Genomic DNA, 14,120 nt, shown 5'->3' with positions numbered 1-14,120 from the left:
GAGACGTATGCAGTGGTCCATTGACGCAGCAGGGGGATCAGCGGGAAACTGCCGCACTTTCTCGGTCCGCGAACACCTTGGCGTATCGGGTACCGGCGATCAGGAGCAGTAGTCCCACGGCGATGAAGGCGATGACTCGGAACAGTCCGTCCAGAGCGACGAGGTCGAACAGAAACAGTTTCGCGATGGCTGCGGCGGTCAGGGACAGTCCGGCCAGCAGGGCCAGATGAGCGTGGGTGACGCTGCGCAGCCCGAAGGCCAGTAGCGCGAAGGCTGCGATCATCCACTCGATGGTTGCCGCGGTGTGGCCTGCGGTGAATCCTGTGGATTCGCCGCCGATTCCGATGCCGAGGGTCACCGTTGCCGCCGTCAGGCCGTACAGCGCAAGCACGCCGGAGACGATGCCGAGGGTCTGCAGTCCGTCGTCGACCAGTTTCAGTTCGGCCAGTACGTAGACGAAGGCGAGTGCCGTTGCAGCGAGAAGGATTCCACCGACAGCGATACCGACACTGCCGACGGCTAGATCGGAGTCGAGCAGCGCCTGCGGCGGGCTGACCGAGACGAACATCAACGTACCGATCACGCCGAATCCGCTGCCGATCGAGTACGCGAGAGTCGAGCGGGTGCTGTGAGCCACCGCGATCAGAGCCGAGGCAACTGCGAACATCACGACCGGGCGAATCTCGAGGGTCGTCGACTCGACTGCGGCCTGCAGCGTCGCCAGGGCTCCGACCACCGCGACGGTGATGCGAGCATGCCCCGGCAACCAGTTCACCAGAATCACGATCGCCACAGCCGCAGCAGCAAGAACCAACTGGAGGGCGACGGTGGCCGCACGATCGAAAACGTCTGCGGAGACCAGCACCGGCAGAGACGTGAGAGCGATCATCACGGTGGCCACCACATCGGAGACGTTGCGGCGCAACAACTCCAATGACGTGCCGATGCCGAGGACGGCCACCGCCACGACGACCAGGAACAGCCGGAGGTCACCGGTGGATCCGGACAGATCGGCACTCGCGATGGCAGCCAGTACCGCGCCGACGAGCGGTACGGTCCGAACGACCTGCAGGAGTTGCCAATTCCGACCGATCTGCGCCGGGAAGCTCGAGACGTAGGTGGCGACGAGGAACGCGATCAAGGTCAGGGTCAGGCCGTCGGTCAGCACCGGTCCACACACTGCGACTCCGGCGAGAATCAGCACCGCCATCGGCTGCGATTTCCACTGCACTGCGAGTGCCGTTCCGGCTGCGGCAATTCCGAACGCGGTGATCAGACCGAGCACTGGATCGAGCCAGCCGTACAGGACGGATGTCGCGAGTACATCGAGGTACAGGCCCGCGATGCCGGTGGCGGCGAGGGCGATCCCGCCGATCCGTCCGCCCGAGCGACCGAACACACGGACGCCCGCACCGATCAGCGCGAGTGAGAACACTGCGCCCGCCGCGACCCGCAGCGGAGGGCCGAACCACCCGGCCTGGGCGGCGAGAACGAGCAGCATCACGACACCGACGAGAGTGACGCCTGCGCCGGCGACTGCCAGCAGACGGCTGATGACACCGTCGCGCTGCCACCACGGTTCCCGCGGTGGAGCCGGGGGCCTGGGTGCGACGACCGGTCCCCTCGGCGGCGTGGGGTAGGGCTGGGCGGGCTGGGGCCGAAGCATCTGCTGTCCCATCGGCTGACGGACAGCTTGGCCGAACGGCTGACCGTAGGGCTGCGGGGGCAACGGTGGCGACGCCACCGGCTGCGGCGCAGCAGGGGCTGGAGCAGGGGCCTGACGAGGAGCGGCACTCGCGGCACCGAGCTGCGACTGCAGTGTCTGCAGATCGACGGCCACCTGACGCATGTGGTCGCCCAGGGAATCGAAGCGGCTGGACAGTCGCGCGACGAGTTGCGGATCAAGCCCGGAGTTCTGGGAAGAAGTCATGGGTTAGATCCTGCGACCGTCGCGGCCGAAAAGCGTGAGTAGTGCTACTCGGATTCCTCGAGTAGAAGCGCCTCGCTAGCCGAACATGCGGCGGAACGAGCTACCGAACGGATGCTTGGCGGTCACCGAGCCCAGGCGGACCTTGCCCGAGACCACGAGGTGCAGTGGCCCGTACGGCGGGCCGGTGCGGACCTTGTTGGTGGCGCTGCCCGCCACCGTGTCGACACCGTTGAGATCGACGGTCGCCTCGGTCGGCACGATCAGGGTCACGGTGCTGCAGTAGTCGTCGACGTGTATCTCGACCACCTGGGTGGACATGACCGCCTGGGTGAAGTCGAGTGTCACCGTGGACATGCGGGTGGCGAGGCGCAGGTTCGCCGGCACGTTCCAGGGTCCCTTGCGGGTGATGGTGGACATGGTGCCGCGCAGTGTGTCCGACGCGCCGCCGCCGTGCCCCCAATGCTCCTGAACGACGCGGCGCGGGGTCGGTTGCGGGGTGGGCGCGGCGAAGGATCTCGGTGCCGGGCGATGTTCCTCGACGATCTGCATCCCGGGCAGGTCGGCGAGGACCGAGTTCAGTTCACCGCGGGTCTTCGACGCCAATGCGGTGTCCATTCGCTCGGTGAACTCACCGAGCGAGAGCATGCCCTGGCCCACGGCGCGCTGCAACAGCTCTCCGACGTGCTCGCGTTCGGCATCGGACACTCGCAGATCCCTTGCCTCCATGTGATCAGGGTAGCGAAGATCTCACGCTGCGCGACCGCCCAGGACGGAGAGCATTCCGGACACCGACGCGGGCCATCCGAACTGTTCGGCGCGCAACCTGGCGGCGATGCGGCGGCCGTCGACCGGCAATTCGAGTACTCGTTCTATCTCGGCGGCGAATCCGTCTGCGGTGTTCTCGGAGGATCCACCGCAGTGCGGGGTGACGATCTGCGCCAGCGCCGAGGTCTCGGAGACTACGACGGGCGTACCTGCGGCGAGCGATTCCAACGCGGCGAGCCCGAATGTCTCGTGCGGTCCAGGCGCGAGAGCGATGTCCGCGGAAGCCAGCAGGGCTGCGACGGCTGCTCTGCCGTCGACGAACCCGAGGAATTCGACGGGTAGACCGCGGGCGCGTCGTTCGAGGCCGGCTCGGCGGGGGCCGTCGCCGGCGATGACGAGCCGCGCCCGGATTCCCGAATCACAGAGTGCAGCAAGCGAATCGATGCTTCTCTCGACATGCTTCTCCACCGAGAGTCGGCCGCAGTGCACGAGCAGCCGGTCGGCGCTACCCAGCCAGGCGGATCGTTCGCCGGCAATACGGCGACGCGGATGGAACAGGTCGAGATCCACACCGAGCGGTACCCGATGCACGTTGCGAACGCCGATGCGCTCGAACTCCTGTTGCGCGAACTCGGTGGTGCACACGACGGCGTCGTACTGTTCGGCGGTACGCCGGTTGGCCACGTCGGCCAACGGACGGGCGCAGCGCATCGGCATCGTCTGGGCCAGCAGTCGGTCCAGGCGTTCGTGAGAGATCATCACGCTGCGTACGTCTCGACGCGCTGCCCACCCGCCCATGCCGCGCAGCGTCAGGCGGTCCGATACCTCGATCACGTCGGGCCGTAGTCCGGCTGCCACCGAGGACACCCGGCGCGGGTCGGCCACTCGATACCCACCGGTGAGCGGGATCTGCGGTGCAGGCACTTCGATGCGCACCACTCCCGACGGCAGAAGCGTCTCGCTCCGTCGATCTCCCGGCACGATCAGAACCACCTCGTGGCCGCTCGCGACGTACCCCGATCCGAGCTGGTCGACGGCCGTCCGCAATCCCCCGGACCTCGGTCCGTAGAAGTTGGCGAGTTGGACGATGCGCACTCGACCAGTCTTCCCAGCGACAAGTCCGCCCGACGGCGCGGCGATGGATGGTGACCGAACCTTCGCGGAATTTCTGTGTGGGGATCGCTACCAACGGGTAGGTGGAACAGATGCGAGTGACACTGCAATCCACCGGTAACGCCCCCGCCGCCGAGGTCTGGGAGCGCTACATGGAACCGACGGCCTGGAAGACCTGGGCACCGCAGATCATCGGCGTCGAGTACCGCGGCGAGCGTCTGGACGCCGACACCACCGGACGAGTTCTGGGGCCGTTGGGCGTGCCGATCGACTTCCGGGTGCATTCGGTCGACGAGCAGTCGTGGACGTGGGCGTGGTCGGCGTGGTTCCAGAACCAGGCCATCGGGGTCGACCTGACGCACGGCGTGGTCTCACGCCCCAGCGGCACCAGGGCGTGGCTGACGATCGACGGCCCACTGCCGCTGGTTCTGCCGTACGTGCCGGTCGCCAAGTTCGCGCTCGGCAGGTTGTGCGCCCAGTAGCTACTCGGACCGTGTGACGGTCTTCTCGTCCGACTTGTCGGCGACGTCGGTCGGCTCGGGCGTCGGTAGCGAGGAATCCTCACCCGATCCGTCCAGATGGCCGTCGAACTCGTCGATCGCCTCGTCACGCTCGTCGCCGGTCTGATCGAGATCGGCGTCGACACCCTTCGAGTGCTTCGCCGGGTCGACGGTGGTGTCCACTGATTTTTCGTTGTCGGTCATGGGATGCAGAGTGCCCCTGAGCTACCGACGCAAACCCTCACAGCCCTTTTTCGATGACGTATCGGGTCAGTTCGACGCGGTTGGCCAGTTGCAATTTTCGCAGGGTCGCCTGGACGTGATTTTCGACGGTGCGATGGCTCAACGTCAGTCGGGTCGCAATCTGCTTGGCACTCAGACCCTTTGCGACCTGGCGTAGCACTTCGGTTTCGCGGTCGGTCAGCGTCGGACGGGTGTCGGATTCCGGTTGCGGCGACGACGACATCCGCCGGAACTCTCCGAGCACCAGCCCCGCGAGGCCGGGAGTGAACACCGCCTGCCCGGCCGACGTGGCGCGGACCGCGTCGAACAGCTCCTCGGCCGATGCACTCTTGACCAGGTAACCCGTCGCTCCGGCCTTGATGGCGTCGAGCACGTCGTTGCGTTCCGCGGACGCCGAGAGCACCAGAATTCTCGTCTGTGGCGACGCCTCCAGGACGGCGACGGTGGCGTCGGATCCGTTGCCGTCGGGCAGATGCATGTCCATCAGCACGACGTCGGGAGTGGTGGCTCGGGCGCGGCGGCCGGCAGCGGCGACACCGTCTGCCGTCGCGACAACCCTGAATCCCGCGGCCTCGAGATCTCGGGCGACGCCGTCGCGCCACATCGGGTGATCGTCGACGACCATCACCGCGATGTCGGCATTCGTGTCCTCGGTCATCGAAGTCCCTTCGTTCGAGGAATGCGGATCTCCCATTCGGTTCCTTCGCCCTCCTCGGTGTCGAGTATCGCAGTACCACCGAGAGATTCGACGCGGCCGAGTATCGATTTCGAGACGCCCATCCGGCCCTCGGCTTCGGCGGCGGCGAGCCGTCCGGCCGGGATTCCGCGGCCGTCGTCGCGGATGCTGACGATCAATTCCCCGTCGACGTCCTCGAGCAGCACGTAGGCCTTGGCATCGGCTCCGGCGTGCAGCTCGACGTTGGACAGTGCGGTCGCCACGACAGCGGCGAGCTCGTCGGCGACGTCGGAGTCGACGAGCACCGGATCGGCCGGAGTCGAGACAGCCACGGAGGTACCCGCCTGGGTTCGCAGCAGCGCCCTGACGTCGACGATCGAATCGGTGTGATCGCCACGCGGGGCCGCCTGTTCGGAGATCAGCACGCGCAGAGCGACCTCCTGCTCGCCGGCGAGCTCGGCGAGTTCGGCTGCCGGCCCCCCTATTTCGAGCCCACGCCGTCGCACCAGGGCCAGCACCTGCAACACCCCATCGTGCACCTGCCGCGCCAGCCGTTCCCGCTCTTCGGTGATCGCAGCCGACCGTGCTGCCCGACGCAGTTCTTCGTGGGCGCGCCGGGCGGTGTTCGACGCCATCCCCAGCGCCAGTCCGGCCGAGAGCAGCACCGGGGCGGTGGCGTCGGACCAGAGGTCGGAGCCGAAGCGGTCGCGGACGAGTGCGCTGACCACCGACATCGCCACTCCCGACGCGATTCCGCCCTTGGGGCCCAACAGGATTGCGGCGGAGATGACCGCATTGGTCGCCCACAGAGTGGTCGGCAATGTTTGCCGGGTGCTGTACCAGTCGTAGTCGGCCACCAGCCGTGTCGACGTCATCAAGGCGACGACGATCACCTGATCGGCGAGCACCACCTGCCAGCGCGGAAGCGATGCGCGCGCGAGCATCAGAGCCGACGCCCCCGACCACACGGCCATCGACGCCACCAACATCCAGCTCAACCGCGGATTGGTGTAGTTGTCGACGGTGGCCACCTGGTAGCCGACGGCGTAGACAAGGGTGACCAGTCGAAAGACCTGGGAGGCACGCCACAGCGGGGTGTCGGGATCGGACGAGGTGAGCGTGGTCCTGGCCCGATCAGCCGTCTGCATCGGTCCTCTCGTTCGGAGTCTTCAACTCTCCCTTGGGGAGTCGCTCCGGCTCGTCGCTTCCGGGAGGAGTGTGCGGGTCGCTCGGCTCGGCGGAGTACAGCGGGTCGGGCACCTCGAGTTCCTCGTAGACCTCGTCCGGGTCGGCGGCCAGCAGCGACCGCACGGCGGTGTTGAGGACGGCGACGATCGGCACGGCCAGCAGGCCTCCGACGATGCCCGCGAGAAGAATGCCGACGGTGATGGACAGGACCACCGCCAACGGGTGCAGTCGCACGGCGCGGCCGAGCAGGAGTGGTTGCAGCACATGGCCTTCGAGCTGCATGACGGCCACCACGATGCCGAGGGTGATGACCGCGGTGATCAGGCCCTTGGTGACGAGTGCGATGAACACCGCGACGAATCCGGTCAGCACCGCACCGATGATCGGGATGAACGCGCCGATGAACACCAATGAGGCCAACGGAAGAGCCAGTGGCACACCGAGAATGGCCAGCCCGGCACCGATGCCGATGGCATCGGCGGCTGCGACGGCAACCGTCGCCCGGACGTATCCCACCAGCGACCCGAAGCCCTGGATGCCCGCGGTGCGGATTCTTCTGCGTGCCGCGGTCGGGGCCAGCCGGGTGACGAACTGCCAGATCTGATCTCCGCCGTACAGGAAGAAGATGAGGACGAAGAGCGTGAGCAACGCGCCGGTGAGTATCTCGCCGATCACCGCAGCAGTGGTCAGCGCTCCGCTGGTGACGGCCTCCTGATTGTCCTGAACGACCTTCACGAGGCTGTCCGTGGCCTGCCTGATCTGGTCCTCGCTGATGTGCAGCGGGCCGTTGCTGAGCCATTCCTCGATGCCGTTGATGGACTGGGTGAACTGATCACCCACCTGCGGTAGGCCCTCGATGAACTGCTCGACGATGAAGGTCATGATGCCGGCGACGACACCGAGACTGGCGATGATGACGACGATCACCGCGACGGCGCGTGGCACTCCGCGTCGATGCATCCAATCGACGACGGGAACGAGCATCGCCGACGCCAGGAGCGCAAGACCGAGCGGAATGACGACGGTGCTGAGCTTGGCCACTACCAGGCAGAACGTGATGAATCCGGCAAACAGGACAAGCAGTCGCCACGTCCATTCCGCGCCGACCCGCACCAGCGGATGCACCGAATCCGCAGCCGAACTGGGGCCCGGGGACGCCCCCGTACCTTGCGCCCGCAACTCGTCGGTGCTCACCCGCTAAATTTAACCCGTGCTGGCATCTTTCCGAGCGGTCTCGCTCACCCTGAAGAGTCGCTGGCCGCTCTATATGCTCTCGATGCTCATCGCCAACGTCTTCGGTGCGGTGCTCGTGTTCGCCTTCGTGCGATACGGCCTGCCCATCCCCGAGTCGCAATCGATCGTCGCCGACCGCGTCCGCAACGTGTACATCTTCGGGGCGTACCTGCTGGTGGCCCTGGTCGTCAGCCTGATCTACGCGTACTTCCTCCTGCGTTCGGTGATCCGGTGGCAGCTCCGCGGTGGCCCACCCACCCGCAAGGAGCAGATGACGACGCTGCACGCGCCGTTGCGTCAGGCGATCGTGCACCTCATTCTGTGGATCATCGGCGGCATCATCTTCGTGCTGTTGACCATTGCGGAGATGCCGTCGTTGTCCATCGCCGTCATCGTCACCGTCGGTATGGCGGCCACCGTGACGTTCGGATTCACCTACATGCTCGGCGAGCGCATCCTGCGACCGGTCGCGGCACTGGCGTTGAGCGAGGGCAGATTCGACCGCACGATGACCCCCGGCGTCGGTACCCGCATGGCGATGACCTGGGGCCTGGGCACCTTGATGCCCGTCATCGGGATCATTCTGCTGTGCGCCACGCAGCTGACCACCGATCTGGTGTTCTCCCCCAACGCGCTCGCCGTGGCGATCATCCTGCTCAGCGTGCTGGCCATCGTGCAGGCATTCGTACTCTCGATGCTCACCGCGAGCCAGATCTCCGACCCGATCAGTCAGCTGCACAGCGCCATCGAGCGAGTTCAGCGCGGCGAGACCGATGTCGAGGTCGACGTGTTCGACGGTTCCGAGATCGGACGCCTACAGGTGGGCTTCAACCGAATGATGGAGGAATCGGCCGAACGACGCGTCCTGCGGGAGTTGTTCGGCCAGCACGTCGGTGAGGACGTGGCGCGTCGGGCATTGCAGTTCGGAACCGAGCTCGGCGGCGAGACACGATTCGTCGCAGTGCTGTTCGTCGACATGGTCGGCTCCACCGCCACCGCGTCCGAGCGCCCACCGAGCGAGGTCGTGGTGTTGCTCAACGAGTTCTTCCGGGTGGTCGTCGACGTCGTCGGGCGTCATCACGGGTTCGTCAACAAATTCATGGGCGACGCGGCCCTCGCGATCTTCGGTGCCCCACTTGATCGTCCCGACGCGCCGACCGCCGCGCTGGCCGCCGCGCGTGAACTACGGTTCGCGTTGGACGAGATCACCGGGCTCGACATCGGCATCGGCGTATCGGCGGGACTGGCCGTCGCCGGCAACATCGGTGCATCGGAGCGCTTCGAGTACACGGTCATCGGAGACCCGGTCAACGAGGCGTCCAGGCTCACCGAGCTGGCAAAACTGCGTCCGGGACGCGTCCTGGCGTCGACGTCGGCCCTGTACTTCGCCGACGACGAGGAACAGGAACAGTGGGAGCTGGGAGACCAGGTACAACTACGTGGTCGACGACGTGCCACTCATCTGGCCTGGCCGGTGGAGTATCCCGACTCCTCTTCCAGCGACGGTTAGTCTGACAGGGTGCCCGACCCCAGCTCCACCAGCGGACCCGCAGTACGGCGTCCGCGCAACCGACTCCGGTGGGTCAAGTGGATCGCCGGAATCGCCCTGGTGGCCCTGCTGGTGGGCGAGGCGATCTACCTCTGGCCGCGGCTGCACGAATCCTGGACCGCCGTCCGCGAAATCCACTGGGGTTGGCTGGCGGCCTGCGTCTTCGCCCAGGCCGTGTCGCTGAGTGCATTCGGCCGAGTGCAGAAGCAACTGCTCGACGCAGGCGGTGTGAAGGTACGCCAACGCAAGTCCGTGTCCGTCATCTACGGCAGCACCGCAATGGCGCTCACCCTCCCCGCAGGCCAGGTGTTCTCCACCGCGTTCACCTACCGCGAGACCCGCCGCTGGGGTGCGAGCCCGGTTGTCGCGTCCTGGCAACTGGCCATCTCGGGCGTGATCGCCGCTGCCGGTCTTGCCGTCCTCGGCGTGGCAGGCGGACTGATGGTCGGAAGTTCGTTCAACACGTTCACCCTGGTTCTGCCGATCGCCGGTGTCATCGCGATCATCGTCGCCGTCCGCTACATCTCGAACCATCCGCAGTCGATCAAGAACATCGCACGCTGGGGACTGCGTCGATACAACGCGTTCCGCAACCACGAGCTCGACGCCGGTGCCGAGGGCATCGACAAGATCATCGGTCAGATCCAGTCCGTCCAGCTCGGCAAACGCGACGGCGCGCTCACTCTGTCGTGGTCCGCCGTGCATCGACTCGCCGACGTCGCCTGCCTGGCGTTCGCGTGCTTCGCCGTCGGCGCAGATCCCCGGTTGTCGGGATTGCTGATCGCGTTCGCGGCGGGCAAGGCCGTCGGATCGGTTCCTCTCGCACCCGGTGGCCTGGTGGTGGTCGACGCGACCCTCATCGCGTTCCTCACCAGCGCGGCCTCGATCAGCGCATCGCAGGCCGTGGCCTCGGCGTTGGTGTACCGCGGCGTGAGCTTCATCCTCGTCGCCATCGTCGGGTGGATCGTATTCCTCGTGCTGTTCCGGGGGCATCAGCACGCCGATCTGGAATTCGACATCGCGCTCGAGCAGCAGGAGACCGCCGAGCTGCGGCGCACCGAGGGCATCCGCGACACCAAGGGCGATCCGGAACCCGCGTAGCTACCCCGCGCGGTATGGCGTCCGTCACTTCCTGTTCATCCGGAATATATACGGACCCCGGTCCGCTTGTGTACTATGAGTTTGAACCTTCAACCCATCTAGGAGTCCTCATGACCACCGCCATCGCACTTCCCGAGCTCACCGCAGGCACCTGGGCCATCGACCCGGCCCACTCCACCGTCGGATTCACCGTCCGCCACCTGGTGGTCAGCAAGGTCCGCGGCCGTTTCCAGGCCTTCACCGGCACGATCACCGTCGACGCCGACGGCACCCCGTCCGTCGACGCCGAGATCGACGTCGCGTCCATCACCACCGACAACGCGCAGCGCGACGGCCACCTCAAGACCTCCGACTTCTTCGAGGTCGAGAAGTTCCCCACCGCGACGTTCAAGTCCACCTCGGTCAAGGCCGACGGCGGAGACTTCATCGTCACCGGCGACTTCACCCTCCACGGCGTCACCAACTCCATCGACCTGAAGCTCGAGTTCAACGGCGTCAACGCCGGCATGGGCAACGGACCGGTCGCAGGCTTCGAGGCCAGCACCGTCATCAACCGCAAGGACTTCGGCATCAGCATCGACATGCCCCTCGAAGGCGGCGGCGCTGTCGTCGGCGACAAGATCACGCTGAACCTCGAAATCGAAGCGGGCCTGCAGGCGTAATCTCGCCCCGCATCACCCCCTCCCCCCGCCGGATCAATGCGGCTTTGCTGCAGTCCAACTGACTGAAACCCACATTGATCCGCCCTGGGTGGACCTGCGAAAGGCCCGCATCGCATTCGTCGGTGCGGGTCTTTCGCCGTCGGTGTCTACAGTGGTGCGCGTGAAGTTTCGTTCTCCTGTAGTTGCCGGCGTCCTCGATCTGGCCATGGTCTTGCTGTTCGCCGCGATCGGTCGGCGCAGTCACGCCGAGGCCACCGCACTGTCCGGCCTGTTCCACACCGCCTGGCCGTTCGTCGTCGGTGCCGCCATCGGCTGGGTCGTCGCGTTTGCGCTGTACCGCAACAAGTTCGACGCTTTTCTCATCGTTCCGACGGGCATCGTCGTGTGGGTGATGACGGTTGTCGTGGGCATGGTGCTGCGTGCACTGACCGGGCAGGGAACAGCCGGGTCGTTCATCGTCGTGGCAACGCTGGCCACGGCAGTTCTGCTACTGGGTTGGCGTGCACTGGCGAAATTCGTGCCGAGCGTTCGTTGACTCCGAGTTCGTCGGGAACAGCCTCGACGCGATAGGATGATCCACGGTGCGCCGGGAAGTCTGGTCGGCAACAACTCTGTGCTGCGTACCCACTGCCTGATATTCGGTCGGTTCGCAGCTCGACGAAGCTACCGAAAGGCGTTCTCTCCGTGACAGATTCATCAACCCCGAAAACGCGATTGCCGCTGTTCTCCCGGGGCTCCTGGTCCGAGGCAGATCGCGTCGCACAGATCCTCCGCAAGGAGACCGTCGGTGGCGCACTGCTCCTCGTCGCCACCCTCATCGCCTTGGTCTGGGCCAACTCACCGTGGTCCGCTGCCTACGACTCGTTGATGAGCACCCGCGTCGGTCCGTCGGCGCTGCATCTCGATCTGACGCTCTCGACATGGGCCGCCGACGGACTGTTGGCCATCTTCTTCTTCGTCGTCGGACTCGAACTGAAGCGAGAATTCGTCGCGGGCGATCTCCGCGATCCCGCACGTGCCGCACTACCGGTGGCCGCGGCGATCGGCGGAATGGCAGTTCCGGCAGTCATTTTCGTGCTGATCAACCTCGGCACCGGAGACGGCGCCCTGCTCGGTTGGGCAATCCCCACCGCGACCGACATCGCGTTCGCCGTTGCCGTGCTCGCCGTGATCAGCACCCACCTGCCGACCGCACTGCGTACCTTCCTACTGACGTTGGCTGTGGTCGACGACCTCCTGGCCGTCAGTGTCATCGCCATCTTCTACACCGACGACATCAACTTCATCGCGCTCGGCCTGACACTGATTCCGCTCGCCCTGTTCGCGGTGGCCGTACAGATGCGCGTCCGCTCGTGGTGGATTCTCATCCCGCTGGCGGTCGTGACCTGGGTACTCATGCACGAGTCCGGCGTTCACGCCACCGTCGCGGGCGTGCTGCTCGGCTTCGCTGTCCCGGTGATGCGCAGCAAGGCCAACGGTGGCCCCGAAGCAGGCCCCGGCCTCGCCGAGCACTTCGAGCACAAGATCCGGCCGATCTCGGCGGGCATCGCGGTTCCCCTGTTCGCATTCTGTGCGGCCGGTGTGACCGTAGGCGGATTCTCCGGACTGGCCAGCGCGCTGACCGATCCGATCGCCATCGGCATCATCGCCGGCCTCGTCATCGGTAAGGCCATCGGCATCTTCGGCACCACCTACCTCGTATCCCGTTTCACCCGGGCGACGTTGGACGCCGGACTGAAATGGCTCGACGTCCTGGGCGTCTCGATGCTCGCGGGTATCGGATTCACCGTCTCGCTGCTGATCGGCGACCTTGCCTTCGGCGAAGGAACCGAGCGCGACGACCACGTCAAGGTCGGCGTCCTCACCGGCTCGATCATCGCGGCATCGTTGGCCGCCATCATCCTGCGCAGCCGCAACAAGGCCTACCGCGACATCCACACCGAAGAGACCCGCGACGACGACCACGACGGCATCCCGGACGTGTATCAAAAGTAGCGAGCGCTGGAATCCGGACTGCTGCGGTGACACGATGAGTCCGTGAGCGAGACCGTACGCGAACTGTTGACCCGGCATATCGACGCTGGACTGATGCCGGGGGCAACAGCGCTCCTGGGTGGCCCCGATGCGGAACCCGTCGCGGTCGGGTCATCGGCGGTCGGCGGTCCACCGATGGCGGTCGACGCACTGGTCCGGATTCAGTCGATGACCAAGATCGTCACCGGTGTGGCCGCCCTGCGGCTCGTGGAGGCGGGCCGGCTGACGCTCGACGACGACGTCGTGCCCTGGCTTCACGAACTCGCCGGTCGCCCCGTGCTCACCCGCCCCGACGCTGCACTCGACGACACCGTTCCGCAGGACCGGCCGATCACGTTGCGGCACTTGCTCACCAACACCAGTGGGTACGGAATTCAGACGGGAGACACCCCGCTGGCCCGGGCGATGAGAGCCAACGACACGGAAGCCGGCCCCGCGCCGTCTCCGCTCGGCGCGGACGAGTGGTTGGCCCGCATGGCGGATCTTCCGCTGGCTTTTCAGCCCGGTTCCGGGTGGCGCTACCACCACGGCTTCGCGATCCTCGGCATCCTCGTCTCTCGTATCGTCGGCCGGTCTCTGCAGGATCACCTCCGCGACGACCTGTTCGGGCCACTCGACATGCCCGACACCGGACTGTGGGTACCCACCGACCGATGCCATCGCCTGACGGCGGCCTACCGGTACGAGGACGGGTCGTTGATCGAGACCGAACCCGCCGCGGGCGGACCCTATGCGGGACCGCCCCCAGTCGACGTGAGTCACGGTGAGCTGGTGTCGACCGTGACCGATTTTCATCGCTTTCTCCGTGCTGTCCCGACGTCCGTGTCGACCGAGCACCTGGAGCTGATGACACACGACCAGGTGCCCGCGTCGATCAAGACCGACGAGAGTTTCTACCCGGGCTTCTGGCCGGGTACGGGGTGGGGATTCGGCGTCTCGGTCGTCACCGAAGGAGAGCACCTCGGCCGTTACGGATGGTCCGGCGGGCAGGGCACCGACTTCTTCGTCGACCCGGACGGGACGGTCGGCATCCTGCTGACGCAGACCGAATTGTGCGAGGCCACCTTCGCGCTGCTGTCGGAGTTCCAGGAACTGCGCTGACAGGATCGACGCCGAGTCGGGTGCA

At 66.1% G+C, this 14,120-nt stretch carries 14 protein-coding genes; 7 read left to right on the top strand and 7 right to left on the bottom strand.

Annotated features, from left to right (window positions below; all coding sequences use genetic code 11):
• Positions 1 to 37: 37 nt before the first annotated feature.
• From QM590_RS08100 to QM590_RS08090, 3 genes are all read right to left on the bottom strand, one after another.
• Complete coding sequence (locus QM590_RS08100; protein WP_269594480.1) at positions 38 to 1,930, bottom strand: DUF2339 domain-containing protein; 1,893 nt, start codon at positions 1,928 to 1,930, stop codon at positions 38 to 40.
• Positions 1,931 to 2,005: 75 nt separating this feature from the next.
• Positions 2,006 to 2,656 carry a DUF1707 SHOCT-like domain-containing protein gene (locus tag QM590_RS08095; RefSeq protein WP_269594479.1) on the bottom strand — a complete coding sequence of 217 codons (651 nt, stop codon included), beginning with the start codon at positions 2,654 to 2,656 and terminating at the stop codon, positions 2,006 to 2,008.
• A gap of 21 nt (positions 2,657 to 2,677) precedes the next feature.
• Positions 2,678 to 3,790, bottom strand: a complete 1,113-nt coding sequence (locus QM590_RS08090) for a glycosyltransferase (RefSeq protein ID WP_269594478.1) — start codon at positions 3,788 to 3,790, stop codon at positions 2,678 to 2,680.
• Positions 3,791 to 3,900: 110 nt separating this feature from the next.
• Between QM590_RS08090 and QM590_RS08085 the strand changes: the two genes are divergently transcribed.
• Positions 3,901 to 4,290, top strand: coding sequence for an SRPBCC family protein (locus QM590_RS08085; RefSeq protein WP_269594477.1), 390 nt, complete (start codon positions 3,901 to 3,903; stop codon positions 4,288 to 4,290).
• Here QM590_RS08085 and QM590_RS08080 read toward each other — a convergent pair whose 3' ends face one another.
• Genes QM590_RS08080 through QM590_RS08065 form a run of 4 tightly spaced genes read right to left on the bottom strand, consistent with a single transcriptional unit; the run spans position 4,291 to position 7,540 of the window.
• The gene (locus QM590_RS08080) at positions 4,291 to 4,512 is read right to left on the bottom strand and encodes an autophagy-related protein 2 (RefSeq protein ID WP_068049063.1); all 222 of its coding nucleotides are present in this window, start codon (positions 4,510 to 4,512) and stop codon (positions 4,291 to 4,293) included. It abuts the gene before it with no gap.
• A 37-nt stretch (positions 4,513 to 4,549) separates the two neighbouring features.
• Positions 4,550 to 5,176: a response regulator gene (locus QM590_RS08075; protein ID WP_269594578.1), complete on the bottom strand. Its 627-nt coding sequence runs from the start codon at positions 5,174 to 5,176 to the stop codon at positions 4,550 to 4,552.
• A gap of 29 nt (positions 5,177 to 5,205) precedes the next feature.
• A complete protein-coding gene (macS, locus tag QM590_RS08070) occupies positions 5,206 to 6,375 on the bottom strand; it encodes a MacS family sensor histidine kinase (protein ID WP_269594476.1) in 1,170 nt (389 codons plus the stop codon).
• The gene (locus QM590_RS08065) at positions 6,362 to 7,540 is read right to left on the bottom strand and encodes an AI-2E family transporter (protein ID WP_269594577.1); all 1,179 of its coding nucleotides are present in this window, start codon (positions 7,538 to 7,540) and stop codon (positions 6,362 to 6,364) included. The genes macS and QM590_RS08065 overlap by 14 nt, the downstream gene beginning before the upstream one ends.
• A 142-nt stretch (positions 7,541 to 7,682) precedes the next feature.
• Between QM590_RS08065 and QM590_RS08060 the strand changes: the two genes are divergently transcribed.
• The 6 genes from QM590_RS08060 to QM590_RS08035 all read left to right on the top strand — a co-directional run bounded on the left by QM590_RS08060 (position 7,683) and on the right by QM590_RS08035 (position 14,095).
• Positions 7,683 to 9,158 carry an adenylate/guanylate cyclase domain-containing protein gene (locus QM590_RS08060; RefSeq protein ID WP_068049088.1) on the top strand — a complete coding sequence of 492 codons (1,476 nt, stop codon included), beginning with the start codon at positions 7,683 to 7,685 and terminating at the stop codon, positions 9,156 to 9,158.
• Between the two features lie 9 nt (positions 9,159 to 9,167).
• Positions 9,168 to 10,298 carry a lysylphosphatidylglycerol synthase transmembrane domain-containing protein gene (locus QM590_RS08055; RefSeq protein ID WP_269594475.1) on the top strand — a complete coding sequence of 377 codons (1,131 nt, stop codon included), beginning with the start codon at positions 9,168 to 9,170 and terminating at the stop codon, positions 10,296 to 10,298.
• Between the two features lie 110 nt (positions 10,299 to 10,408).
• Positions 10,409 to 10,960, top strand: a complete 552-nt coding sequence (locus QM590_RS08050; protein ID WP_269594474.1) for a YceI family protein — start codon at positions 10,409 to 10,411, stop codon at positions 10,958 to 10,960.
• Positions 10,961 to 11,114: 154 nt separating this feature from the next.
• Positions 11,115 to 11,495, top strand: a complete 381-nt coding sequence (locus tag QM590_RS08045; protein ID WP_373455117.1) for a DUF3054 domain-containing protein — start codon at positions 11,115 to 11,117, stop codon at positions 11,493 to 11,495.
• Between the two features lie 149 nt (positions 11,496 to 11,644).
• A complete protein-coding gene (gene nhaA / locus QM590_RS08040) occupies positions 11,645 to 12,955 on the top strand; it encodes a Na+/H+ antiporter NhaA (RefSeq protein WP_269594473.1) in 1,311 nt (436 codons plus the stop codon).
• 42 nt (positions 12,956 to 12,997) lie between these two features.
• Positions 12,998 to 14,095, top strand: a complete 1,098-nt coding sequence (locus QM590_RS08035; protein ID WP_269594472.1) for a serine hydrolase domain-containing protein — start codon at positions 12,998 to 13,000, stop codon at positions 14,093 to 14,095.
• The last annotated feature ends 25 nt before the right edge of the window (positions 14,096 to 14,120 follow it).

The sequence above is a fragment of the Rhodococcus sp. IEGM 1372 genome (genome assembly GCF_030056835.1).
Lineage (GTDB): Bacteria > Actinomycetota > Actinomycetes > Mycobacteriales > Mycobacteriaceae > Rhodococcoides.
Note: the sequence above shows the minus strand (reverse complement) of the source record. Positions and strands in the feature narration are given on the sequence as shown.

What these genes read in the sequence shown, in the direction of transcription:
- QM590_RS08060 (WP_068049088.1), top strand. Translation starts at nt 7,683, where the DNA reads ATGCTCTCGATGCTCATCGCCAACGTCTTCGGTGCGGTGCTCGTGTTC.
- QM590_RS08100 (WP_269594480.1), bottom strand. Translation starts at nt 1,930, where the DNA reads ATGACTTCTTCCCAGAACTCCGGGCTTGATCCGCAACTCGTCGCGCGA.
- QM590_RS08085 (WP_269594477.1), top strand. Translation starts at nt 3,901, where the DNA reads ATGCGAGTGACACTGCAATCCACCGGTAACGCCCCCGCCGCCGAGGTC.
- QM590_RS08050 (WP_269594474.1), top strand. Translation starts at nt 10,409, where the DNA reads ATGACCACCGCCATCGCACTTCCCGAGCTCACCGCAGGCACCTGGGCC.
- QM590_RS08095 (WP_269594479.1), bottom strand. Translation starts at nt 2,656, where the DNA reads ATGGAGGCAAGGGATCTGCGAGTGTCCGATGCCGAACGCGAGCACGTC.
- macS (WP_269594476.1), bottom strand. Translation starts at nt 6,375, where the DNA reads ATGCAGACGGCTGATCGGGCCAGGACCACGCTCACCTCGTCCGATCCC.
- QM590_RS08080 (WP_068049063.1), bottom strand. Translation starts at nt 4,512, where the DNA reads ATGACCGACAACGAAAAATCAGTGGACACCACCGTCGACCCGGCGAAG.
- QM590_RS08075 (WP_269594578.1), bottom strand. Translation starts at nt 5,176, where the DNA reads ATGGTCGTCGACGATCACCCGATGTGGCGCGACGGCGTCGCCCGAGAT.